General features: G+C 70.2%; 22 protein-coding genes. 3 read left to right on the top strand and 19 right to left on the bottom strand.

Features of this window, described 5'->3' with window-relative positions; genetic code table 11:
* Window positions 1–414: 414 nt before the first annotated feature.
* A complete protein-coding gene (locus G443_RS05800; protein ID WP_155886242.1) occupies window positions 415–633 on the top strand; it encodes a hypothetical protein in 219 nt (72 codons plus the stop codon).
* A gap of 112 nt (window positions 634–745) precedes the next feature.
* Here the strand turns inward: G443_RS05800 and G443_RS05805 are convergent, their stop codons facing one another.
* Together G443_RS05805 and G443_RS05810 are read right to left on the bottom strand one after the other, a co-directional pair.
* A complete protein-coding gene (locus G443_RS05805; RefSeq protein ID WP_026420165.1) occupies window positions 746–1,363 on the bottom strand; it encodes an SRPBCC domain-containing protein in 618 nt (205 codons plus the stop codon).
* Window positions 1,364–1,664: 301 nt separating this feature from the next.
* A complete protein-coding gene (locus G443_RS05810) occupies window positions 1,665–2,231 on the bottom strand; it encodes a pyridoxamine 5'-phosphate oxidase family protein (protein ID WP_081715656.1) in 567 nt (188 codons plus the stop codon).
* Between the two features lie 59 nt (window positions 2,232–2,290).
* Here G443_RS05810 and G443_RS05815 point away from each other — a divergent pair, with 59 nt between their 5' ends.
* Both G443_RS05815 and G443_RS05820 read left to right on the top strand, forming a co-directional pair.
* Window positions 2,291–2,761, top strand: a complete 471-nt coding sequence (locus G443_RS05815; RefSeq protein ID WP_026420163.1) for a winged helix-turn-helix transcriptional regulator — start codon at window positions 2,291–2,293, stop codon at window positions 2,759–2,761.
* Window positions 2,758–3,282, top strand: coding sequence for a pyridoxamine 5'-phosphate oxidase family protein (locus G443_RS05820; protein ID WP_051314272.1), 525 nt, complete (start codon window positions 2,758–2,760; stop codon window positions 3,280–3,282). Before G443_RS05815 ends, G443_RS05820 begins: the two co-directional genes overlap by 4 nt.
* Window positions 3,283–3,402: 120 nt before the next feature.
* On the opposite strand, the gene G443_RS05825 is transcribed toward G443_RS05820, so the two are convergent.
* The 17 genes from G443_RS05825 to G443_RS05900 form a co-directional block, all read right to left on the bottom strand.
* The gene (locus G443_RS05825; protein WP_026420162.1) at window positions 3,403–4,023 is read right to left on the bottom strand and encodes a dihydrofolate reductase family protein; all 621 of its coding nucleotides are present in this window, start codon (window positions 4,021–4,023) and stop codon (window positions 3,403–3,405) included.
* Window positions 4,020–4,691, bottom strand: coding sequence for a winged helix-turn-helix transcriptional regulator (locus G443_RS05830; RefSeq protein WP_026420161.1), 672 nt, complete (start codon window positions 4,689–4,691; stop codon window positions 4,020–4,022). The genes G443_RS05825 and G443_RS05830 overlap by 4 nt, the downstream gene beginning before the upstream one ends.
* 1,352 nt (window positions 4,692–6,043) lie before the next feature.
* The gene (cas6e, locus tag G443_RS05835; RefSeq protein WP_081715655.1) at window positions 6,044–6,709 is read right to left on the bottom strand and encodes a type I-E CRISPR-associated protein Cas6/Cse3/CasE; all 666 of its coding nucleotides are present in this window, start codon (window positions 6,707–6,709) and stop codon (window positions 6,044–6,046) included.
* Window positions 6,709–7,425, bottom strand: a complete 717-nt coding sequence (gene cas5e, locus G443_RS05840; RefSeq protein ID WP_026420159.1) for a type I-E CRISPR-associated protein Cas5/CasD — start codon at window positions 7,423–7,425, stop codon at window positions 6,709–6,711. Before cas5e ends, cas6e begins: the two co-directional genes overlap by 1 nt.
* A complete protein-coding gene (gene cas7e / locus G443_RS05845; RefSeq protein WP_026420158.1) occupies window positions 7,422–8,558 on the bottom strand; it encodes a type I-E CRISPR-associated protein Cas7/Cse4/CasC in 1,137 nt (378 codons plus the stop codon). The genes cas5e and cas7e overlap by 4 nt, the downstream gene beginning before the upstream one ends.
* Before the next feature lie 42 nt (window positions 8,559–8,600).
* Entirely contained in the window at window positions 8,601–9,185 is a 585-nt protein-coding gene (gene casB / locus G443_RS25740; protein WP_081715654.1) for a type I-E CRISPR-associated protein Cse2/CasB, read from the bottom strand.
* Window positions 9,182–10,810: a type I-E CRISPR-associated protein Cse1/CasA gene (gene casA, locus G443_RS05850; protein ID WP_035292871.1), complete on the bottom strand. Its 1,629-nt coding sequence runs from the start codon at window positions 10,808–10,810 to the stop codon at window positions 9,182–9,184. Before casA ends, casB begins: the two co-directional genes overlap by 4 nt.
* A gap of 875 nt (window positions 10,811–11,685) precedes the next feature.
* A complete protein-coding gene (locus tag G443_RS05855) occupies window positions 11,686–12,465 on the bottom strand; it encodes an enoyl-CoA hydratase (RefSeq protein WP_026420156.1) in 780 nt (259 codons plus the stop codon).
* Entirely contained in the window at window positions 12,462–13,409 is a 948-nt protein-coding gene (mmsB, locus tag G443_RS05860) for a 3-hydroxyisobutyrate dehydrogenase (protein ID WP_030107139.1), read from the bottom strand. The genes G443_RS05855 and mmsB overlap by 4 nt, the downstream gene beginning before the upstream one ends.
* The gene (locus G443_RS05865) at window positions 13,406–14,449 is read right to left on the bottom strand and encodes an enoyl-CoA hydratase/isomerase family protein (protein WP_026420155.1); all 1,044 of its coding nucleotides are present in this window, start codon (window positions 14,447–14,449) and stop codon (window positions 13,406–13,408) included. The genes mmsB and G443_RS05865 overlap by 4 nt, the downstream gene beginning before the upstream one ends.
* Window positions 14,449–15,588, bottom strand: coding sequence for an acyl-CoA dehydrogenase family protein (locus G443_RS05870; protein ID WP_026420154.1), 1,140 nt, complete (start codon window positions 15,586–15,588; stop codon window positions 14,449–14,451). Before G443_RS05870 ends, G443_RS05865 begins: the two co-directional genes overlap by 1 nt.
* A gap of 9 nt (window positions 15,589–15,597) precedes the next feature.
* Window positions 15,598–17,097 carry a CoA-acylating methylmalonate-semialdehyde dehydrogenase gene (locus G443_RS05875; protein WP_026420153.1) on the bottom strand — a complete coding sequence of 500 codons (1,500 nt, stop codon included), beginning with the start codon at window positions 17,095–17,097 and terminating at the stop codon, window positions 15,598–15,600.
* A gap of 1,031 nt (window positions 17,098–18,128) precedes the next feature.
* Window positions 18,129–18,866 (bottom strand): thioesterase II family protein, encoded by a 738-nt coding sequence (locus G443_RS05880; RefSeq protein WP_026420152.1) that lies wholly within the window; start codon window positions 18,864–18,866, stop codon window positions 18,129–18,131.
* Window positions 18,863–19,939: an HAD-IIIC family phosphatase gene (locus G443_RS05885; protein WP_026420151.1), complete on the bottom strand. Its 1,077-nt coding sequence runs from the start codon at window positions 19,937–19,939 to the stop codon at window positions 18,863–18,865. The genes G443_RS05880 and G443_RS05885 overlap by 4 nt, the downstream gene beginning before the upstream one ends.
* On the bottom strand, window positions 19,936–20,472 hold the full coding sequence (locus G443_RS05890) for an acyl-CoA dehydrogenase family protein (protein ID WP_253860147.1): 537 nt from the start codon (window positions 20,470–20,472) through the stop codon (window positions 19,936–19,938). The genes G443_RS05885 and G443_RS05890 overlap by 4 nt, the downstream gene beginning before the upstream one ends.
* On the bottom strand, window positions 20,388–21,086 hold the full coding sequence (locus G443_RS05895) for an acyl-CoA dehydrogenase family protein (protein WP_253860148.1): 699 nt from the start codon (window positions 21,084–21,086) through the stop codon (window positions 20,388–20,390). The genes G443_RS05890 and G443_RS05895 overlap by 85 nt, the downstream gene beginning before the upstream one ends.
* 3 nt (window positions 21,087–21,089) lie before the next feature.
* On the bottom strand, window positions 21,090–21,350 hold the full coding sequence (locus G443_RS05900) for an acyl carrier protein (protein WP_026420149.1): 261 nt from the start codon (window positions 21,348–21,350) through the stop codon (window positions 21,090–21,092).
* Window positions 21,351–21,365: the final 15 nt, after the last annotated feature.

Genomic DNA, 21,365 nt, shown 5'->3' on the forward strand with positions numbered 1-21,365 from the left:
GGTTCGGCCAGGGACCTTCGATCGGGGGCCATCCGCGAGGTTTCACCCCACGGCCAGGTCATCACCCCTTCTCCCCGGTCTCGTTGTGCTGGTACCCACTCCTGGAGGGCGGGGGATCGTGGCGCACGGACCGGGGTCCGTTCCGTCTCCAGTGGGGAGCGCGGTCGTGTGGTGCGAACTCCGCCGAGTGGCGGGCTGGTGAACGGTTCACCGGCGGGCCGCCGCCCGCCCTGCCACCAGCGGCTTCCGGGTGCTCGCGGCTGGTGCTTCCCATCCCCCTCCTCACGCGGCGAACGAGCCGGGCGCCGGTCGGCGCTTCCGCCCACGTGGGCGGTGCCGGTGCCGGGCCCCACCGCCCGGCCAGGCGGCGGGCGTCGTGCCAGCAACGGACCGGCCCGAGGAGGACGGTGTCCGATGTGGATTGAGAACCCGGATTTGGGCGTCCTGCACCGGCTTCGCGACCGGACGACGACCCGCGTCGCGGTGTGGTGCGGCAGGGTCTTCGACGCGGGCGAGGTTCGCGGGGTGCCGCACGGCACCGGCGGGAAACCCTGCGTCACCTGCTGGGAGCGGGAACTCCTGACCTGGATGAACCGTCGAGGTCCTGGAGAGGCGCCCTCACCAGAGGGATGAGCGACGATGTCGTCAACGTTCGGGGCCGGGCGCAGGGCTGGCACAGGCCACGCCGAAGCGGGGCAGCGAGCGTCTCCGTCCGCCCGCCCCGGCGTGGTCGTGCCCTGGGCGGCTACTGCTCGGCGCCGGTGTAGAAGGCGAAGGTGCGATCCGAGGTCTGCCGGGCGTGGTCGGGATCGGCCCCGGCCTCGACGTCGGCGTCCGCCCAGGCGGCGGCGGTGCGCCGCATGAACTCGACCCCTTCCTCGCTGGCTCCCACCTTGGCCATCTCCTCGGGGGTGGCACGCGGGTCGCCGGCGAGGTGCAGCGCGAGGGAGAGGACGGAACCGTCCCAGCCAACACCGGTGGCGCTGGGGCCGAACGTGTTCCAGAAGTCGCCGCCGGCCTGGACGTGCTCGACGCGGAGGACCGCTTGGTCGCCCTCCTCGCGCAGGCTCACCTCGACGAAACTGCCAGCACCGGAGTCCTCCCAGGTCACCCGCAGTCGCTCCCTCGGCACGCAGACCTCGATCGTGCCCTCGATGCCCCTGCCCTCCAGGCGGTACCTGCCTCCTTCGCGCAGGTCACCGCTGACCGGCTCGAACCAGCGCGGCAGCCGTTCGGGGTTGACGCAGGCGTCCCACAGGTCGGGCAGCGTGGTGTCGTAGGCGCGGGTGAGGATCACCGAGTTCATCTCGGTGCCCCGCTTGACCGCGCGGTGGGTCCGGTTGATGTGGTCGAGAAGGTCCATCGCCGCTCTCCCCCTGTCCGCCGCCCCGCTGCCGCGGGTACGGCCTCGTCGTCGCCGAGGCGTTCCACCGGGTCCCACAGCTGGCCCGCCTGCTCGGCCATCCCCTCAGGGAGTACCCAACCGCGTCGCTCTCAGCAGGACGATGAGCGGCGGCGGACGCCGGCTCATCACCTGGCTCCAGGACCCGCGCACAAATTACGGCAGCGACTTATATAAGTAAAACCTGAACTATGCCCACCTCCCCCTTCGTCCCAGCCCGTGACCGAGCGGCGCCATACGGGCGACCCTCGTGGGGGCGCACCTACCACGACCAGCGGGTGGCCGAGACCTCGGCGAACCCGAACGACACCCGGGGCACCACGCCGTAGATCCCGTACTCGGGTTCGCCGGGCAGGTCGGGGTCGGTCACGCCCCCGTCGTCAGCGACGGCGAGCCGCCACCCGAACCTCCCGGCCAGCGCGTCGCCGACCCGACGAAGCCCCCTGACCTCCCGAACCCGCTCCGCCCGCCCCTCCAGCACCAGCTCCAGCTCGTCAGAGCTGACGATCACACTGACCTGGGGGTTCACTGCGAGGTTCCTCCCCTTCCGGGAGCCCGGCCGGAGCGTGACGAACAGGGCGCCGTCGACCCAGACCGCGAAGACGGGCACGGCGTGCGGCCGACCGTCGGGCCGGGTGGTCGCCAACCACACCGTGGAGGCCGCCGCCAGCCGCCGCTCCGCCTCGGACCAGGGCGTCAGCGGCGCCTGGGCGTCGAACGGGCTGGCATCGGAGGGGCCGAACAGGGGCTCGGTCCGCGAGGGAGGTCCGCCGCCCTCCTCCCACGAGACGAGGTCGGCGGCACCACCGACGGGTGTTTCGGTTTCCATGCCGTCGCACTCTAGCCCACCGAGTTCCCTCAAGGAACTTAGCTGGTTAAGATGGGTAAATGCAGCGGACCCGTTTCGGTGACATGCCCTGCTCGATCGCACGGACCTGGAACGTCATCGGTGAGCCGTGGTCGCCACTGATCCTGCGCGACATCTACGTCGGCGTACGACGGTTCGACGACCTCCAGGCGTCCTTGGGCATCTCACGCAAGGTGCTCGCCGAACGCCTCGCCTGGCTCGTCGACCAGCAGGTCCTCGACCGCCACCCGTACACGAACAGGCCCACGCGCCACGAGTACGTGCTCACCCCTCGGGGCGCCGAACTCTGCGACGCGCTCCTCGTGCTGGCCGGGTGGGGAGACCGGTGGTTGGCCGGCGAGGACGGCCCTCCCGCGCTGTTCCGACACCGGAGCTGTGGCGAGGCGAGCAACGTGACGCTGCACTGTTCCCACTGCGACCAGCCAATGACCGCTGCCGACGTCGACGTGCTCGACGGCCCCGGAGCACCGGCACGGGAGGAGACACCGTGACTACCCCAGCACGCGCCACCCTCATCGGGCGGGACGCGCCACCCGGCTCCACACCGATCCCCTGGGAAGAGGCGCGCGACAGATTCGCCACTGCGAGCACCTACTGGTGGAGCACGGCCAGCGGCGACCACCCCACCCTGCGCCCGGTGCTGTCCGTGTGGGTCGACGGCGCGCCGCACGTCTCGACCAGCCCCGCCACCCGCAAGAGCCGCCCCCTCGACACGAACCCGACGACCACGCTGGCCTGTCAGACCGACATCGCGGACACCGTGGTCGAGGGCACGACGAGCCGCGTCACCGACCGGGCCACGCTGCACGCGGTCGCCACCGCCTACGCCACCAAGTACGGCTGGTCCCCGAGCGTCCTGGGGGACGCGCTCGGCGGTGCGGAGGGGGCGCCGACCGCCGGCCAGCCGCCGTACGAGGTCTACCGGATCACGCCCCGCCGGGCGTACGCCTTCGGCACCGACGAGGACCACGGGGCCCGCTCCACCCGCTGGGTCTTCCCCGACCACTCCTGAGCCGACTCGTTGGGCGGCCTACCGCGCCGGGGCGGGGCCGAACCCCCGCCCCGGCGCCTCACCGTGCTACCCGGTGGTGGCACGCTGGGCTTCCGAAGGAGGCGGAGCTTGGCCGGCGGGTCAGGCCCCGCGCTCGTCCCGAGGCAGCTGGTAGGTCAGGTGGGTGGCGTTCGGCGTCACCGTGACCGTCGACTGCGACAGCAGGACGCGCTGGTCGATGTGGGCGAAGAGTGGCGTGCCCGAGCCCATCAACACCGGGGACAGGTGGATGCGGAGCTCGTCGACGAGGTTGAGCGCGAGCGCCTGAGCGCAGACGTCCCCGCCACCCATGATCACGGTCTCCCGGTCGCCGGCGACCTCCCGGGCGGCCGCGACGGCCGCTGCCACGCCCTCGGTCACGAAGGTGAAACCGGTCTGGTGGCGCGGGTTCGCCGGGGGCTCGTGGGTCACCACGAAGTTTGGGGGAGCCTGGGACTGGTCCTGCTCGTAGCCGTAGCCGAGGTCGTCCTTCCAGCCGGCGGCACCGTCGATCACGTCGAACGTCCGCCGACCCATCACGACGGCCCCGGTCGCCCTGAACGCGGCATCCAACAGCGCGGAGTCCTCCGGCGAGGGTTCCTCCGGCATGACCCAGCGATGGATCGGCTCACCGCCCTCCCCCAGGCCCTGGTCCGGACCGGCGTTCGGGCCGGTGACGAAACCGTCCAACGACATGGAGATGTCCACGACGACCTTGCTCACGAATGTCCTTCCTCAGTGGGTGGATCGGGGAGAACGAAACAGGACAACAGGGACTTGACGTCCGCGTGCGGACCGCTGACCACGGCGAGCTGCCGGCGCTCGGCGTCCTCGACCGCAAGGGAGCCGAACGTCAGGTCCGACAGGACGACCGGCGTGGCCGCCACGCGCGCGGCGGGCGGACGCGACGCGGGGGTAGCCCGGGCGATCTGGAACACGCCCTCCTCGATCTGCGTGTCGAACACGTCCTCGCCCATCTCCAGCCGCACCGCGACCGCGCGTTCGCCGGCCAGGGACGCGTCGAAGGTGGTGCGCAGCGCCAACGCGAAGGAGGAAGGACTGAGGACCTGGGCGGCGAGGTCCACCGGAGTGTGCGCGGCCCACCGCCCGAGGGCGATCAGCACCGGCTCGAGCGCGCGCCCCCAGGCAGTGAGTTCGTAGACCGCGACCGGCGTGGGTGGCGGGAGGCGCCGCCGGACCACCACCCCGACCTCGGCCAGCTCCCGCAGCCGGGTGCCCAGGATGTTCGTGCTCACGCCGGGCAGCGCGGCGGCGAGATCCGAGTACCGCCGTGGCCCGAACACCAGCTCCCGCACGACCGGGAGCGCCCACCGCTCCCCCACCGCGTCCAGCGCCCGGGTGATCCCGCACGCGTCCCCGTACGTCCGCATGCTGGCACCATACAACCCCACACTTGTTTTTCGAGAGCAGTGGTTCCGGGCATGTCGCTACCCAGCCCCCATGACCCGGGAACGGATGACGTCAGGACAGGCCTGCTTACGCCAGCGCGAACGGCACCACCGCCGGCCACCACGCGGCGCGATCAGGCACGACCACCGGCACCCGCCCCCTGCTGATGCTGCGCGGGTCCAGCGTCGGCCCGCTAGATGTGGGAACCCAACTACCAGCACTTGACGACCGGACGGTGCGGAGACTGGACCTGCCGAGATTCGGCAGCCGGGCCGGTCAGGCCGGGCCTCGACGCGATGGCCGACGACCTGGTTGCCCGCGCGGACAGCCAGGGCGTCGACGGCCCGTTCAACCTCGTCGGGTTCTCCCTCGGCGCGGTGACCGCGCTCCGCATGCTGGCCCGACATCTGACCGGGTGCGTCCCGCCTTCCTCGCCGGAGCGCCACTCGAACCATGCGGCCCGGGCCGCACAGAGAGGCCGTGCCGGACATACGGGTTGTGGGCATCCGGGGGAATGCAGAATGCCTTTGCCTGGGCTCGCCAGAACCACGGCACCCGCCAGTACGCCCGGGAGAAAGCGGCCGCGCTGTACGACGAGGAGTGCGCGGGCGAAGTGGCTTCCGGCCTGCAGCGCTACTCGGGTCCCTGCTCGCTGTCGCCGGGGAGAAAGGAGCCAGCAGCGGTGCGCCGCTCCCTGCGGAGCATCGCCGAGGTCGCAACCTAAGGTCAGGCTGCGGATCACTTTTGGGACGCCCCGCATTTGGAACATGGAGGACATCGACCTGTTTAACGGAGTCCAGCGCTCCTGGCGGGAGGGACGGGTGGGCCCAAGCCTCCTGCCGGTCCCGGGCGCCTAAGCAAAGCGGTCGCATCGACCGCGCGGTACTGAGGGCTAGCGCCTTCGACCCTGCGTACGAACGTGACCAGCGCCACAGGATCTTCCCAACGCTGCGGTTGACGCGCGCCGTCGCCCTCGAAATCAACCCCAGTAACGGTTCGTAGTGACCGACCAAACAAGGAGGCGAACCAGCCCACGACCGCCACGCAGCTCCACCCAACGAATTCCTACGCACGCAAGGAGGAGGCCTCCCATAACAGCGAGGGTGCCATTCTCGCGAGGCGAACTCGATTCAGTTCCCGACTACGGCGGCAGCGTCACAACCACCTCCCAGGCCGCCCGCCGATTCAACACTGATCTCCTATTCCGACATATGGAAGAATTCACTGAAACACCGGATTCGAAATGCGCCCCACGACAGTGACCACCATGGCATAACCAGACTCGAGTCTCACCTACGCGTCCAGCGTCCTGACACCACTCCCATTCCCTCCATCACGCCCTGAGCCGAGCTAGGGTCAACAAGCCACATCCGTATGCCTTCGCATGCCCGATCCCGTGCGTAAGCGCATGACGGAGCCTGTCAACGTCGATGACCCGAAGTTTGCCCTCGAATGTCGCGATCGCGAGCGTGACTCGTTGCCCTGACCTGTCGAACCGACGCACGTCACGCTCCCGAATCAGCACGTCAGGCTCGTTAATGCGGGCTGGCACGATGGCGAATCCTGAACCTGCGACACGAGTCAACAGCCAGTCGATCTGCTGACCCACGGTTACATGTCCGAAACGACGCGTGTGAGAGTCAGAATCCTTCTTGCGCACGTAGCGCGTCGGATTCGCCGTGAGACGGAAGGCCCACTCCTGACCGTCGGCCAGCTGTTCAAGCAGAGACCCATAGTACTTTGTGTCCCAAGTGGCCGTTGCCGGCCATCCAGCGTCCTCCACCAGATGAGTCAGGTCGGGTCGGCGTGGGCTCAGGATGTACAGCAGGGTTTGGTGAGAGTGCTCATCCACCCGCCAAAGAATTCTGCCTTCACCAGTCGGCCTGCGGTCCGCGGCGGGAAAGGCCTTCATCACTGCGCCGTGCAGACGATGCGGTGAGGTGAGCAACGCACGGGCTCCGCGACGGGCTGGGTTCAACTCCAAACGGGTGAGATACATCAGTCCTGGCCCCCGAGCAGTTCCATGGGATCATGTGGCGACTCGTCCGGAATCGGACGGTAGTCAGGATTCGGTATGGCCATCGCAACTCGGTGAACGCTGCGCCATGAGTACTGGCGGTGCCGGGGGCCAAAGCTGACCGGGACATCCCGCACGACCTTGCTTTCCGGGTTGTGGGGTGCGCAGTCGAGGACGGCGTCCACCGTCACCTCCCGGTCGAAAGCACGACTCCTGCGGACTACCGGCGACGCAAGCCACGGGACGGTGGTGAGCGCCGTCCTGATATCGCCGTCAACGACGGCCTCCACGAGGCGGCCGGCGGGCGGGCAGGAGCGGCGGCCCAGGAACAGGGGTGCGGCCGGCCTGCGCAGCGCGGCACGCACCCTGTCCAGCAGTTCCGCGTCACCCTCCACGGCGACGCAGAACACCGCATCGGCCAGGTAGAAGCGGGTGGACAGCGGCATGGTCTGTGACCCGTCTGGGCTGCTGGCAGTCTGGAAGTCGCGTTCCAGTTGGCCTTCCTGATCGACCCTGACCCCCACCCTGAGGTGGGTGAACGCTCCGAGGTCGTCGGCGCGGCGGACCCCGCAGGCGGAGGCCAGCAGTCCGATGACCCCGCTGCGGCTGGGTGCGAGGTCGGTGTTGCGGCGAGTGAACCGGCTGCTGGTCCCCCAGGACTGGAGCGGTGCGGCGAACCGCAGGACGAGGGCGGTCACGGGGCGAGCCGCTCGGCGACCAGCTGCCCGGCCCCCTTCACGGCGACGTCGAGGCTGACCCGCTTACCGATCTCGGCCAACGGCTCGACGCGCTCACCGACGCCGAAGCTCCACGCCCGCAGGGGTGTCTCGTCGAAGGCCGCGTGGATTTCGGTGGCGTGGGTGGCGATGCGACGGATCGAGCCGCTGATCCGCCCGCCCTGCTCCCGGGCGGTCACCGCCTCCTCGAAAGCACCGACGAGGTTGATGGGCTGCGTCTCGCGGGCGACGACGAGCACGGCGTCGGGCAGGGTGCGGTTGGCGAAGGTGTTCTGCTTGCCGGTGGGCATGCTGGAGACGAAGGCACGGACGAACGCCTCGACCGCCCGGCGGGTGGCCTCGACGTCCCCCAGGTTCTCCTGGAGCTGGTCCACGTCGATCGTCGCGTAGCGGTACAGCGTGGAGGAGTTGAACTCGATGGTGCCGATCATGCCGGCCCCGGCGTCCTCCTCTTCGACCGCCTTCTTGTGGTCGTCGACGGCTGTGTAGTAGTCGTACTCGTTGGTGACCCCGTGGACGCTGAGGGCGTGCGCGACCTGGGTGGCGGCCTCGACGTTGAGATCGGGGAGGTTCGCGACCATCCTGCCGAACAGGGCCACATCCACGGAGTGGGACCGGTCGGCGCGGGCCTTGGCCTCGGACTTGTCGATCTTGGTCTTACCGTCGCCGGCCTCCCGCGCCGCCTCCACCGCGAGGTCGGCGAGGTTGGTGACCTGCGCGCGGGAGAGGAAGACCAGAAACTCGGCCTCGTCCGGGGTACCCTCCAGGGCCTTCCGTGGTGCCTTCAGCTTGAAACCGGCGGCCTCCAGCACGGACTTGGCGAGTTCCTGGGCGCGGTCGGCGTGTTCGGGGGAGCGTTCGCCGATGGTCTGTGCGACCAGTTCGACGATCCGCTTGGTGCGGACCCCCAGGTTCTCCTTGTCGAGCAGGGCCTCGAAGGCGACCCGGGTGGCGCGCTTCCACGCCTGGCTGGACACCCGGGCGCGCCGGACACCCCCGTACATGGCGGTCTTCGGGGTTCCGGTGTCGTCGCGGTTGATGTTGCTCGGCGGGACGGTCTGGATGACGTGCAGGTCGATGATGGTGCGGAACACTGGAAAACCTCGATACTCTCGTCTTCGCTCGCTACGAGCATGTCAATCTGAGGACCACGTACGGTGGTACTCGCGTCCCCACACGCGAAGGATCCGGTTTCGACCATCCTCGTAAATCTGCCATCGCAGTAGTTGGTCGGCGAGTCTCCCATAATCGAGAGGTACGGCCCGTCCTCGCAGCAACCTCACCAGTCCTCCTAGGTGGTGGACCAGCACCTCAAGGTCAGGGTCGTTCATCAACATGCCGAACTTTCTGGCTACCACCCCCCTCGGCCCCAGTTCACTGCCGGGATACAGCTCTCGTACGGCGCGGCCGACACCCCAACCTGGCGCGTGCATCGGTTTACCACGCACGTGTTGGTGCAGTGCATAGAGGGTGATCGCATGGTGCGCGGCTATTTCTTGCGGGCTAGGTCGGTCACTATACCAACCACTTACCAATTCCGGAGTGAAGGTGCATTTCAAGATCGATAGATCGACACCTGGGCTGTGTCCGAATGCTCGCCGAATTCGGGCGATCTCCAGCATCGCACTCGAGCGGCCTTTGAGGTAACCGTCCTGAAGAACAGCGACGCGCTCACTAACGAGCCCTCGCATACCTTCAACGTCGAGTTGCTGGCCTGTCATTCTTCTTCCTTCTCGGACAGTTGCGCGGGGGATGCCATGGGCAGTGCTCGGTGCAACGCGAAGGTGAACCAGCGTTCGGCGATCGAGATGGTCATCCACTTGTCCTTGACGAGCCGGCCGGTCCACCCTGCGGGGGGTGCCTCGGCGATGAGGCGGCTGCCCACCGCCCGCATCTCCGCTCGGGCCGCGACGTGCCACTGCTCCTTGACATCGATCGGGTCATCCCCGGGGAGTCGAGCGGCGAGCCAGCGGCGGAACGCCGGGTCCAGCGCGGCGTAGGCGAGTTCGAGGGCGGAATCCTTCGGCCCCAGTCGGTTGTTGACGTTGGGCTCCTCGCGGGAACCGCAGGCCTTCGCGAGGTTCAGCGCGAGGTCGCCCACGGCGTAGGCGGCCTTCTCCGCGTCGCGGACGCAGCCGAGCACGACCTCCTTCAGGTGGGCCAGTTCTCGGTCGAGCAGCGCCGCGTGCAGTGAGATGGCGTCGTCGACGATCTCGGCCGTCGTGGCGCCCTGGCTGCCGTAGGTCATACCGATGGTGTGCAGGCGAAGCGGATAATCGCCGGGCAGCCGTCGGTCACTCGTCAGTCTGGCTATCTGGTCGAGCACGCCGGGGGCCAGGCGATCGGAGGCCTCCGACTGCTGATTGCTGGTGACCGTCTGCGGCAGCATCGCAGTCAGCCCGCGCCAGATCACCCGTTCCGGGCTGTGCTCCAAGGGCATGTACACCGGGGTGCTGGACTTGAGCTTCTTCTCCTGGGTCTCGCTGCGCCGCCACGACGTGTGCGTCTCGTGCTTGTGCTGGTTCTGCGGCCCGAGTGGATCACCGTTACAGACGAGGACCTTGGTCACGCGGTCCCCGGTTCCGACCAGGCGGATGCGCCGGCTCTGCCACGTGTAGAGGTCGGCGGGGCCGGTGGGCTCCCGTTCCTTCCCGAGTGGGCCGCGCTGGCCCTGCTCCCAGGCTGGTAGGTCGTTCTCTCGGGTGGGGAGCACCAGGTTGAGCAGCAAAGTGCGCCAGAGGGTGTCCCCCTCCGGGGCCACTCCTCCGAGTCGTCCGCTCCACCCGGTGCCGATCGGGTAGCCCTTACCGTTCTTGACCCGGCTGTCGCCGACGGCGCCGGACTTGATGCCGGACGGGTCGAAGGCGTGGCAGTGGACCAACCAGCGCGCGGCCTCCGCCGGGGAGAGCGTGAGGTCCCGCTCGAGCCTCGTACTGAAGAAGGGGTGTCCGTTGGGGACGTCGGCGACGATCCTGTTGAGTTCGAACACCTCGTCCTTGGCGGTGCGAAGTGTCGCCACCTGCATGAACGGTTCCACGGGGTGGAAGAGGTCGAAGCGGGAACGGTGCCGCTCCAGGTAGTCCTTGATCTGGTCCTGCGGGACGCCCTCGTCCCACAACCGCTTCCAGCCGTCGTCGTCCAGGCCCCGACCGAAGGCCCGATGGCACACCGCGAGCAGGAGGCGGAGGTGGGCGAACTGCTGGGTCGGGATGTCCCCGACCAGGCCAGCGAGAGTCTCGGACTGGGTGAGGGTGTCGAGCAGGGACTTCTCCGTCACCTCGCCGTCGAGGTCACGCACGAGCAGCCAGGGCCGCTCCACGAGGTCGAAACTTCCGCGCGGATTCACGTTCGGATCCAAAGCGATAGTAGTTTGGTGAGAGGGTGGCAAAGAGGACGACGTAAGGCAGCAACGTGGAGCACGTAGGCCCACGGTCGCAGCCGGTGTCCTCTGCTGAACAGGGCATTCCAGCGCACTCCCTGTCAGCTTCCACGTACTCTGGAGGTGCCCGCCCTCGTGGAATACACCCGGCGCGCTTGGCAAACCGCCAGGATGGACATGGACACGGGACTCACCGTGGTCAGATCAGATGCCCGCGGAAGGTCAGCTGTCGGTCCTTCTTCCTACCCAGGCGTTGAGAAGACGCGCCGTGGAGAGAAATCCGTTGACGGCGCTGATCGCGACGAGACCCAGCATGAACGGGACCTGACGCTCAGGCTCCAACCCCGCGCTGAGGCCCCAGGCAACCCCTCCAGCCGCGACCGCCAGACAACCCGCGACTGGAAGCGACAGCGCCAAAATGGACAGAGTACGCACCTGACTGGGGGATGGATCAGGTATCATTGCACTGCCTCCATATGGATAACGGAACACCAGGGGCGAAAGGCGGCTCTCGCGGCAACGAGAGCCGCCGTCCACTGCGGCGACTGCCACCTTTCGCCAACCCCGTGTGTACGGGGACCACTCACATGCCCACTGAGCCCGAAGTCCGGCCCCTGGGTCAGCCCGACCCTGTGGTCAGGACGGTGTGATCATGGCACATGCGAGCGTGCGGGGTCAACTCGGCGCCTCACACATCAGCAGCACTGAGCCCGATCCCTGCCCCCTTCCGGACTTTTTGCGAACTGGGCCGGGTACCGGGACCAGGGCGCAAGACTTCCGTATCTGCCCCGCCCTGCCTCAACCCGATGAGGGCGGCCAGCTCGGCGGCGGCCTTCCCTCCCTCAGCGGTGGCGGAACTGGGGGGCGCGCTTCTCGCTGAAGGCGGCCATGCCCTCCTTCTGGTCCTCGGTGGCGAAGGTGGAGTGGAAGACGCGGCGTTCGAAGAGCAGGCCCTCGGCGAGGCCGGTCTCGAAGGCCTGGTTGACGACCTCCTTGGCCATCGCGACCGCCGGGGCGGAGAAGCCGGCGATGCGGGTGGCGGCGGTGAGCGCCTCTTCCCGCAGGGTCGCGGTGGGGACCACCCGGGACACCAGTCCGGAGCGGTCGGCCTCCTCGGCGTCCATCATGCGGCCGGTGAGGCACAGGTCCATCGCCTTGGCCTTCCCCACGGCCCGGGTCAGGCGTTGGGAGCCGCCCATGCCGGGGATGACGCCGAGGGTGATCTCGGGTTGGCCGAACTTGGCGTTGTCGGCGGCGATGAGCAGGTCGCACATCATGGCGAGTTCGCAGCCGCCGCCGAGGGCGTAGCCGGCGACGGCGGCGATCAGGGGGGTGCGGACGTCGGCGAGGGCGGTCCAGCCTGCGAGCCAGTCCTGGGCGTGGACCTCGCTGAAGGTGAGGTCGCGCATCTCCTTGATGTCGGCGCCGGCGGCGAAGACGGTGTCCGAACCGGTGATGATGATCGCGCCGACGTCGGGGTCGGCGTCCAGCCTGGCGGTGAGGTCGGTGATCTCCCGCATGGTCTGGAGGTTGAGCGCGTTCTTGGCCTTCGGGCGGTTCAGGGTGATGAGGGCGACGCGGTCGGCTGGCCGTTCCAGGGTGATGGTGTGGAGGTCGTTCACGGGGTTCCGTCCTGGTTGCGGGTGTCGTCGACGACGGGCTCGGCGGTGGCGGGCGTGCCTGGGTCGAGGGATCCGTCGCGGATGGCGGTGATGATGGCGGAGAAGTCCCGCGCCGGCCCGTCCTGGGCCACGAAGGCCGCGTAGAGTTCGGCGGCCCGCCGTCCGAGGGCGGTGGTGGTGCCGGTCTGTTCGGCGGCGGCCATGGCGAGGCCGAGGTCCTTGAGCATCAGGCCGCTGGCGAAGCCGCCCGCGTAGTCGCGGTTGGCCGGGCTCTTGGGCACCGGTCCGGGGACGGGGCAGTTGGTGGTGAGCGCCCAGCACTGGCCGGAGGCGGTGGAGGCGACGTCGAAGAGGGCCTGGTTGGTCAGGCCCAGTTTCTCTCCGAGGGCGAAGGCCTCGCTGACTGCGATCATGGAGGCGCCGAGGATGAGGTTGTTGCAGACCTTCGCGGCCTGGCCGGCGCCGGATGTTCCGCAGTGGATGGCCCTGGCCCCCATCAGCCGGAGGTAGGGCTCGGCGGCGGTGAACGCGGTGTCCTCCCCGCCGACCATGAAGGTGAGGGTGGCGGCCTCCGCCCCGACGACTCCCCCGGAGACGGGGGCGTCGACGGCGGGGTGGCCGGCGACGAGGGCGAGTTCGGCGGCGGCACGGGCGTCGGCGACGTCGATGGTGGAGCAGTCGAGGAACAGCGCTCCGGGGGCGGCGAGGGGCAGCACCTCCTGGTAGCAGTCCAGGACGTGGCCGCCGCCCGGCAGCATGGTGATGACGACGTCGGCGTCGGCGACGGCGGCCCCGGGTTCCTCCACGGTGGTCACGCCGGCGGCGAAGACGCGGTCCCGTGCCATGGGCACGGGGTCGTAGCCGACGACCCGCTGTCCGGCCCTGGCGAGGTTGACGGCCATCGGGCCGCCCATGTTTCCGAGTCCGAGGAACGCGACGCTCATCGGGACCACACTCCTTCCAGCCTGGCTTCGTCGGAGTCGTCTGCGGTGAAGTAGGCGGCCACGGTGGCCTCGTCGACCTCGGCGAGGGTGGCCGGTGACCAGCGCGGGGAGCGGTCCTTGTCGATGATCTGGGCGCGCACGCCCTCGACGAGGTCGGCGGAGCGCAGGGCGGCCCGGGAGGTCCGGTACTCCTGGCGGAGGACTGCCTCCAGGTCGGGCAGGGTGGCGGCCGACCGGAGTGCCCGCAGGGTGACGGCGAGGGCCGTGGGTGACTTGGTGTCGAGGGTGGCGGCGGCCTCGGCGGCGGGGCCGCCGTGGTCGCGGAGCCGCCGGAGGATGTCTGTGACGGTGCCGGCGGCGTAGCAGTGGTCGATCCAGCCGGCGTCGGCGGCGAGTGCGCTGGCCGGTGCCGGGGTGGCGTGCGCCTGGATGGCCTCGGCGGCGGGTGCCTGGGTGAGGGCTTCGGTGAGGTCGGCGAGGCGGTCGCTGGGGACGTGGTGGTCGGCGAGTCCGCAGTGGAGGGCGTCGGCCGCGCTGACGGGTGCCCCGGTGAGGGCGAGGTGGGTGCCGAGTTGTCCGGGGGCGCGGGAGAGCAGGTAGGTGCCGCCGACGTCGGGGATGAAGCCGATGCCGACCTCGGGCATGGCGATGCGGGAGCGTTCGGTGACGACGCGGTGGCGGCCGTGGGCGGAGATGCCGACGCCGCCGCCCATGACGACGCCGTCCATCAGCGCGACGTAGGGCTTGGGGTAGCGGGCGATGCGGGCGTTGAGCCGGTACTCGTCGGCCCAGAAGTCGAGGGAGGCGGTGCCGCCGGCGCGGGCGTCGTCGTGGATGGAGCGGATGTCGCCGCCGGCGCACAGCCCCCGGTCCCCGGCTCCGTCGACGAGCACGGTGCGCACGGTGTCGTCGTGCTCCCAGTCGTCGAGCGCGGCGTGGAGGGCGCGGACCATGTCGTGGGTGAGCGCGTTGAGGGCCTTCGGCCGGTTGAGGGTGAGTCGGCCGAGGTGGCCTCGCACGGTGCGGAGCACGTCGGTCATCAGGCGGCCTCCCGCAGCATCCAGCGGGAGACGATGACCCGCATGATCTCGTTGGTGCCCTCCAGGATCTGGTGGACCCGCAGGTCCCGCACGAGTTTCTCCATGCCGTACTCGGTGAGGTAGCCGTAGCCGCCGTGGAGTTGGAGGGCCTGGTTGGCGATGTCGAACCCGGCGTCGGTGCAGAAGCGCTTGGCCATCGCGCAAAGCGGGGTGGCGTCGGGTTCGCCGTGGTCGAGGGCGTCGGCGGCCCGCCACAGCAGGGTGCGGGCGGCTTCGAGTTCGGTGCGCATGTCGGCCAGGCGGAACTGGAGTGCCTGGGCGTCGGCGAGGCGGCCACCGAACGCGGAGCGTTCGGTGAGGTGGCGGACCGCTTTGGTGAGGGCGGCTTCTGCCCCGCCGAGGGAGCAGGCGGCGATGTTGAGCCGGCCGCCGTCGAGGGCGGACATGGCGATGCGGAACCCGCCGCCCTCGCCGCCGAGCAGGGCGTCGGCGGGCACTCGGGCGCCGTCGAGGATGACCTGCCGGGTGGGTTGGGCGTTCCACCCCATCTTGACCTCGTTGGGTCCGAAGGACAGGCCGGGGGTGTCGGGTTCGAGGAGGAACGCGGAGATCCCGGCGGCGCCGGGGCCGCCGGTTCTGGCGAGGACGACGTAGACCCCGGAGGTGCCGGCGCCGGAGATGAACTGCTTGACGCCGTCGAGCACCCAGTGCTCGCCGTCGCGGCGGGCGCGGGTGGTGAGCGCGGCGGCGTCGGAGCCGGCGTCTGGTTCGGTGAGGCAGTAGCTGCCGAGGGTGTCCATGCGGCAGAGGGCAGGCAGGTGGCGGTGCCGCTGCTGGTCGGTCCCGTACTGGTCGATCATGCGGGCGACCATGTTGTGGATGGAGACGTAGCCGGCGATGGAGGGGCAGCCGGTGGCCAGTGCCTCGAAGATGAGGACGGCGTCGGTGCGGGTGAGGTCGGAGCCGCCGACGTCCTCCCGGACGCAGACCCCGCCGAGGCCGAGTTGGGCCGCGGTGCGGAGCACGTCGACGGGGAAGTGCTTGGTCTGGTCCCAGTGGACGGCGTGGGGTTCGAGGTGTTCGGTGGCGAAGTCGGCGACCGTCTCGCGGAGCGCGCGTTGTTCGTCGGTGAGTGGCATCGTCGGTCCTCAGTGCATGGTGGGGATGACGAAGGAGGCGCCTTCCTTGGCTCCGGAGGGCCAGCGGGAGGTGACGGTCTTGGTGCGGGTGTAGAAGCGGATGGAGTCGGGGCCGTGTTGGTTGAGGTCGCCGAATCCGGAGCGCTTCCAGCCGCCGAAGGTGTGGTAGGCGATGGGCACCGGGATGGGGACGTTGACGCCGACCATGCCGGTGTTGACGCGGGAGGTGAAGTCGCGGGCGGTGTCGCCGTCGCGGGTGAAGATGGCGACGCCGTTGCCGTACTGGTGTTCGCTGGGGAGCCGGAGGGCGTCCTCGTAGTCGGTGGCGCGGACGACGGAGAGGACGGGTCCGAAGATCTCCTCCTGGTGGATGCGCATCTCGGGGCGCACGTGGTCGAAGAGGCAGCCGCCGAGGTAGAAGCCGTTCTCGTGGTCGGGGACGGTGACGTCCCGGCCGTCGACGACGAGGGTGGCGCCTTCGCTGACCCCGAGGTCGACGTAGTCGCGGACCCGGGTGACGGCCTCGGCGGTGATGAGGGGTCCGAAGTCGGCGGTGTCGTCGAGTGCGGGGCCGACGCGGAGGGCGCGGACCCGGTCGGCGAGGCGTTCGACGAGGGCGTCGGCGGTGGCCTGGCCGACGGGGACGGCGACGGAGACCGCCATGCAGCGTTCCCCCGCCGAGCCGTAGCCGGCGCCGACGAGCGCGTCGACGGCCTGGTCGAGGTCGGCGTCGGGCATGACCACGAGGTGGTTCTTGGCGCCGCCGAAGCACTGGGCGCGTTTTCCGTGGGCGGCGGCGGTGGCGTAGACGTACTCGGCGATGGCGGAGGATCCGACGAAGCCGACGGCCTGGATGGTGGGGTGGGTGAGCAGGGCGTCGACCGCTTCCTTGTCTCCGTTGACGACGTTGAACACGCCCGGCGGGAGCCCGGCCTCGATGAGGAGTTCGGCCAGGCGCAGGGGCACGGACGGGTCGCGTTCGGAGGGCTTGAGCACGAAGGCGTTGCCGCAGGCGATGGCGGGGGCGGCCTTCCACAGCGGGATCATGGCCGGGAAGTTGAACGGGGTGATGCCGGCGACGACGCCGAGTGGTTGGCGCATGGAGTAGACGTCGATGCCGGTCCCGGCGCTCTCGGTGTACTCGCCCTTGAGCAGGTGGGGGATGCCGACGGCGAACTCGACGACCTCGAGGCCTCGTTGGATGTCGCCGTGGGAGTCGGCGAGGGTCTTGCCGTGTTCGGTGGAGAGCAGGCGGGCGAGGTCGTCCTGTTCGGCGCGGACGAGTTCGAGGAAGCGCATCAGGACGCGGGCGCGGCGCTGCGGGTTCCAGCGGGCCCATTCCCGTTGCGCGGCTGCCGCGTCGGCGACGGTGGCGTGGACCTCGTCGGCGCTGGCCAGGGGGACCCGGGCCCGGACGGCGCCGGTGCTGGGGTCGTGGACGTCGGCGAAGCGACCGGAGGTGCCTGGGACGGTTTCTCCGGACCGGAAGTGGCGCAGTTCTGCGGTCACGCGGGTCACCTCTTCTTCCTGGCGCTGGATCGGGAAGGGGTGACGGGGCGTGGGGCCTGGCTCCCGCCACCGGGACTGGGTGGGGTTGCGGGGCCGGGCTACCGGCGGGCCGGCGGTGGGGTGCTGCGGCGGGCTGGTCGACGAGGGCTCCTCATGCGGTGCTCTCCCTCCTCGTGGACGAGCGGCGGCGGTCCGGTGGCCGGTGGTCCGGCGCCTGCCAGCGTCGCCGGCTTCCGCCCTCGGGCGGGGCCGGTGGTCCGCGACGTGGCGTCGTTGCCGGTCACGGGGGTGGGGACGTTCCGGGTCGCCCCGGTTCCTCCCACCTCACGAGCTCCGTGGACACCATATAGTAGGAAGTCAAAGTATGTCGATAGCCCGGTGAGACCAGGACGAGGGCGTGTCCGTTGTGGACCATGTGCGGTGTCCCGGCTCGGTCGGGTGCCCCCGCGCCGACCTTGGGCGCCACCAGCACACGACATCCCACCCGCACTCGGCTTCTCCCACGCCGCGAGATCGACGACCGCCCGCTCGCGCCGATCCCGACGGCCTGGGGGCACCGGGGCGAGGGTGGCCGCCGGGAGGGCGGGAGCGCTGGTGGCGGTGACGGGGACCGGTATGCCGCTGAAGACGATCAGGAAGGTGTAGCCGGCCGCGCGGCGAGCATCCGGGTGGTCGGCTCCTGCTCATCGGCCCGCCCGTGGTGCCGGACACCTTCCTCCTCGCGAACCCGCTGGTGACACCCACGGTCTCCGGCGGGACCAGAAGCACCGGATCTGCCCCGGACTGGCCGTGACCACGGCCAGTCCGGTTCGCGCTCCGGTCCCCCGGCGGGCGGCTGGCGATGTTTCGGAGCCGCTGGGAGCGAGGGTCCTGGCCGACCGGGGCGGGCACGCCGATGGGCGCAGCCGTTCCAGCCAGACGGAGGAACCCGAGCACCGGCACCCTGACGCGGGTGACGGGGTCGGGAGCCCGCGTCCGGCTGGGGCACGCGGACCGGGGCGGGCCGCGCCCCGGTCCGGGCACGACCCGGGTCAGCCCAGGAGCGTCCCGGTCGCGGTGGTCACCAGTTCCTTGGCGTGCGGGACCAGGAAGAAGTGGTCACCGGGCAGGACCCGGACCGTGCATCCGGCCCCGGCCTGCGCGGTCCACTCCCCCAGCTCCTCCTCGGTGGCCCGGGGGTCGTCGTCGCCACCGAACACCGTCAACGGCACGTCCAACGGTGCCTGCTCGGCGTACCGGTAGTTCTCGTTGACGGCGAAGTCCGCGCGCAGCGTGGGGAGGAACAGTTCCAGCAGGGCGGGTTCGGTGAGGACCTCCTCGGGTGTGCCGCCGATGCGCCGCAGTTCGGGGACCAACTCCGCCGTGCTCAAGGTGTGCAGGACCCGCCGGGGGTTGCGGCGCTGCGGGGCGGTGCGACCGGACACCACCAGGTGCGCCGGTGGGGTCGCTCCCCTGGCGCGGAGCCGTCGGGTCAGTTCGAACACGACCAGCGCGCCCATGCTGTGCCCGTAGAGCGCGTAGCGGCCGGTGAACTCGTCGCCGATGTCGTCGAGCAGGTCGTCCAGCAGCGCGTCGAGGTCGTGGTGCGCGGTCTCGGCCATGCGTTCGGCCCGGCCGGGAGGCTGGAGCGGGCACACCTGGACCTCGGGGGGCGCCAGTCGACGCCACTCGGCGAAGGCGGCGGCGCCGGCGCCGGCGTGCGGGAAGCAGAACAGCCGGGGCGCGGCGCGGTCCGGAACCCCGAACGGCAACCAGCGGGAACCAGTCATCGTGTCTCCACCGTCAGGTACCCGGGCATGGGTTGCACCACCTCGAGGTCGGACTCGAACACCACGGAGTCGCCGTCGCGGGTGAGTTCGCGGAACCCGGCGAAGGCGTAGGTCACGTACATCATGCGGTTGCGGCCCGTCTCCACGAAATCCGCCCGCAGCCTGGCGCCGTCCTCCCCCGCCAGTCGCATGACGTGGTTGAGCAGCACGGTTCCCACGCCACGTGCCATCACGCGGCAGGACATCAGCATCATGCGGAGGTGCCAGACCTCGTCGCCGCGTTCGACGAGGGCCAGGCCGATCTTGCCGTAGTCGCCGTAGCGGTCGGTCAGCGCGGCGACGAGCAGCAGGTGGTCCTCGGAGCGGCGGAGCCGGTCGAGTTCCTCGTAGGAGTAGGTGCGGCCGGTGGAGTTCAGCTGGTTGGTGCGGACGGTGAGTTCCTCGGCGCGTTGGAGGTCGGCCTCCTCGGCGCGGGAGATGGTGAAGCGGAGGTCGAGGGTGGCCAGGAACTCCTCGCTGGTGCCCTGGTGGTCCTGTTCGGCCTGGTCGCGGACGGCGGCGCTCTGGTACATGGCGCGGCGGTGCCGGGACTCGTCGGTGACGAAACGGGGGTGGAACTCGTCGCGGCGCAGCACCTCGGTGATGTCGGCGGCGTCCACGGTGGTCACCTCGGGCAGCGCGAATCGGACCTCCTCGCGTTCGAAGGGTTGGTCGTCGACGAAGGCGATGGCGTCCAGGCCGATGTTGAGGTCAGCGGCGATGCGTTCGATGGAGGAGGACTTGGGGTTCCAGGTGATCTTCGGGTGGAGGAAGTAGTGGTCCAGCCCTTCGGCTCGTAGTCGGTCCATGGCCAGGTCGGGGTCGTTGCGGCTGGCGATGGAGTGCAGGACGCCGAGCTGGTCGAGGCGGCGGAGTTCGGCGACGACCTCGGGGCGGACGGTGACCTGCTCGTCCTCGAGCAGGACGCCCTCCCAGACGGTGTCGTCCAGGTCCCACACGACGCACTTGATCCGCCCGGGGCGGGAGGTCGGTGCGGTGGTCGTGGCCTCGCCGGCGGTCGGGGTGCTGGTCACGGCGCTACCTCCCGGTGGGCGTGGTCGGCGATGGCGGTCTGTTGGAGTTCGGTGGAGCCCTCGATGATCTCCATGACCTTGGCGTCGCGGTAGAGCCGGGCGACCGGGGAGCGCGGTCCGCAGCCGAGGGCTCCGTGGATCTGGACGGCGTCGCTGGCGGCGCGGGCGGCGGCGGTGGCGGCGAAGTACTTGGCGACCCAGGTGGCGGTGATGACGCCGGGGTCGTCGGTGTCCCTGAGCCGCCCGGCCTCGGCGCACAGCAGGCGGGCGGCCCGCCGGTTGGTGATCATGTCGCTGAGCATGCGGCGGACGAGCTGGCGGTCGGCCAGGACGCCGTCCCCGGAGGGGCGGGTGGCGGTGAGGTCGGCGCAGGCTTCGAGGGCGGCCGAGATGATGCCGACGCTGCCGCTGGCGACGCTGAGCCGGCCGAGGTCCAGGGCGGAGGTCATCACGGTGGCGGCGGCCCAGCCGGGTGGGCCGAGCACGGCGTCGGGGCCGAGCCGGACGTCGTCGAAGCGGATCTCGGCGAGCATGCTGGCGCGGGTGCCGAGGACGCCCGAGAGGGGCGTGACGGTGACGCCGGGGCGTCGGCGGGGACGAGGAACGCGGTCATCGCCTCCCCGGTGCCGGCGAAGACGAGGAGGAGGCCGGCCAGTTGCCCGCCGGTGATCCACTTCTTGTGCCCGGTGAGGACCCAGCCGTCGCCGTCGGGTTCGGCGCGGGTGGCGGCGACGGAGGTGTCGCTGCCTCCCTCCGGTTCGGTGAGGCAGAAGGCGGCGAGCGGCCGGCCGGCGGCGAGTCCGGGCAGCAGGCGGTCCCGCTGGCCCTGGTCGCCCCAGCGCCACACCGACCAGCTGACCATGCCGTGCACGGTGAGCAGGCTGCGCAGGGAGGAGCAGCCCCGGCCGATCTCCTCGTGGATCCGGGCGAGGGTGGCCGTGCTGGTGCCGGTGCCGCCGTGCTCCTCGGGGAGGAACGGGGCCCACAGGCCGAGTTCGGTGACGCGGCGCAGCAGGTCGTCGGGTACCCGTTCGTCCTCGTCGTACCGTTCCACCCTGGGGCGGATCTCGGTGTCGACGAAGTCGCGGACCAGGGTCGGGTCGGGTGCGGTCGGTGGCGCGGGTTCTCGGGTGTCGGCGGCGGTCACGGCTCAGCCCGCCGGGGCCTCGGTGCCGGTGCCGACCCTGTCGACCAGGGCGGCGATGGCGGTGACCGAGCTGAAGTTCTCCCGGCGGAGTTCGTCGTTGGGCACCCGGACGCCGAGTCGCTGCTCGACGAACATGACGAGTTCCATCGCGAACAGGGAGTTGACGAACCCCAGGGCGAAGATGTCCTGGTCGTCGTCGAGGGTGATCTGGGGGAAACGGCCGGTGATGAACTGGCGGACCTCGGCGCGGACGTCCTGGGCCATGGGTCTGGGTCCTCC

Origin of the sequence: Actinoalloteichus caeruleus DSM 43889, from assembly GCF_000429185.2 — a bacterium.
Lineage (GTDB): Bacteria > Actinomycetota > Actinomycetes > Mycobacteriales > Pseudonocardiaceae > Actinoalloteichus_B > Actinoalloteichus_B caeruleus.

Excerpts from the sequence above, each read along its gene's own strand:
- cas6e (WP_081715655.1), bottom strand. The coding sequence starts at position 6,709 with ATGTATCTCACCCGTTTGGAGTTGAACCCAGCCCGTCGCGGAGCCCGT.
- G443_RS05830 (WP_026420161.1), bottom strand. The coding sequence starts at position 4,691 with ATGCGGACGTACGGGGACGCGTGCGGGATCACCCGGGCGCTGGACGCG.
- G443_RS05800 (WP_155886242.1), top strand. The coding sequence starts at position 415 with ATGTGGATTGAGAACCCGGATTTGGGCGTCCTGCACCGGCTTCGCGAC.
- mmsB (WP_030107139.1), bottom strand. The coding sequence starts at position 13,409 with ATGAGCGTCGCGTTCCTCGGACTCGGAAACATGGGCGGCCCGATGGCC.
- G443_RS05810 (WP_081715656.1), bottom strand. The coding sequence starts at position 2,231 with ATGGAAACCGAAACACCCGTCGGTGGTGCCGCCGACCTCGTCTCGTGG.
- G443_RS05890 (WP_253860147.1), bottom strand. The coding sequence starts at position 20,472 with ATGCTCGCCGAGATCCGCTTCGACGACGTCCGGCTCGGCCCCGACGCC.
- G443_RS05815 (WP_026420163.1), top strand. The coding sequence starts at position 2,291 with ATGCAGCGGACCCGTTTCGGTGACATGCCCTGCTCGATCGCACGGACC.
- G443_RS05805 (WP_026420165.1), bottom strand. The coding sequence starts at position 1,363 with ATGGACCTTCTCGACCACATCAACCGGACCCACCGCGCGGTCAAGCGG.
- G443_RS05865 (WP_026420155.1), bottom strand. The coding sequence starts at position 14,449 with ATGACCGACGTGCTCCGCACCGTGCGAGGCCACCTCGGCCGACTCACC.
- casB (WP_081715654.1), bottom strand. The coding sequence starts at position 9,185 with ATGACAGGCCAGCAACTCGACGTTGAAGGTATGCGAGGGCTCGTTAGT.
- G443_RS05870 (WP_026420154.1), bottom strand. The coding sequence starts at position 15,588 with ATGCCACTCACCGACGAACAACGCGCGCTCCGCGAGACGGTCGCCGAC.
- G443_RS05880 (WP_026420152.1), bottom strand. The coding sequence starts at position 18,866 with ATGACTGGTTCCCGCTGGTTGCCGTTCGGGGTTCCGGACCGCGCCGCG.
- G443_RS05900 (WP_026420149.1), bottom strand. The coding sequence starts at position 21,350 with ATGGCCCAGGACGTCCGCGCCGAGGTCCGCCAGTTCATCACCGGCCGT.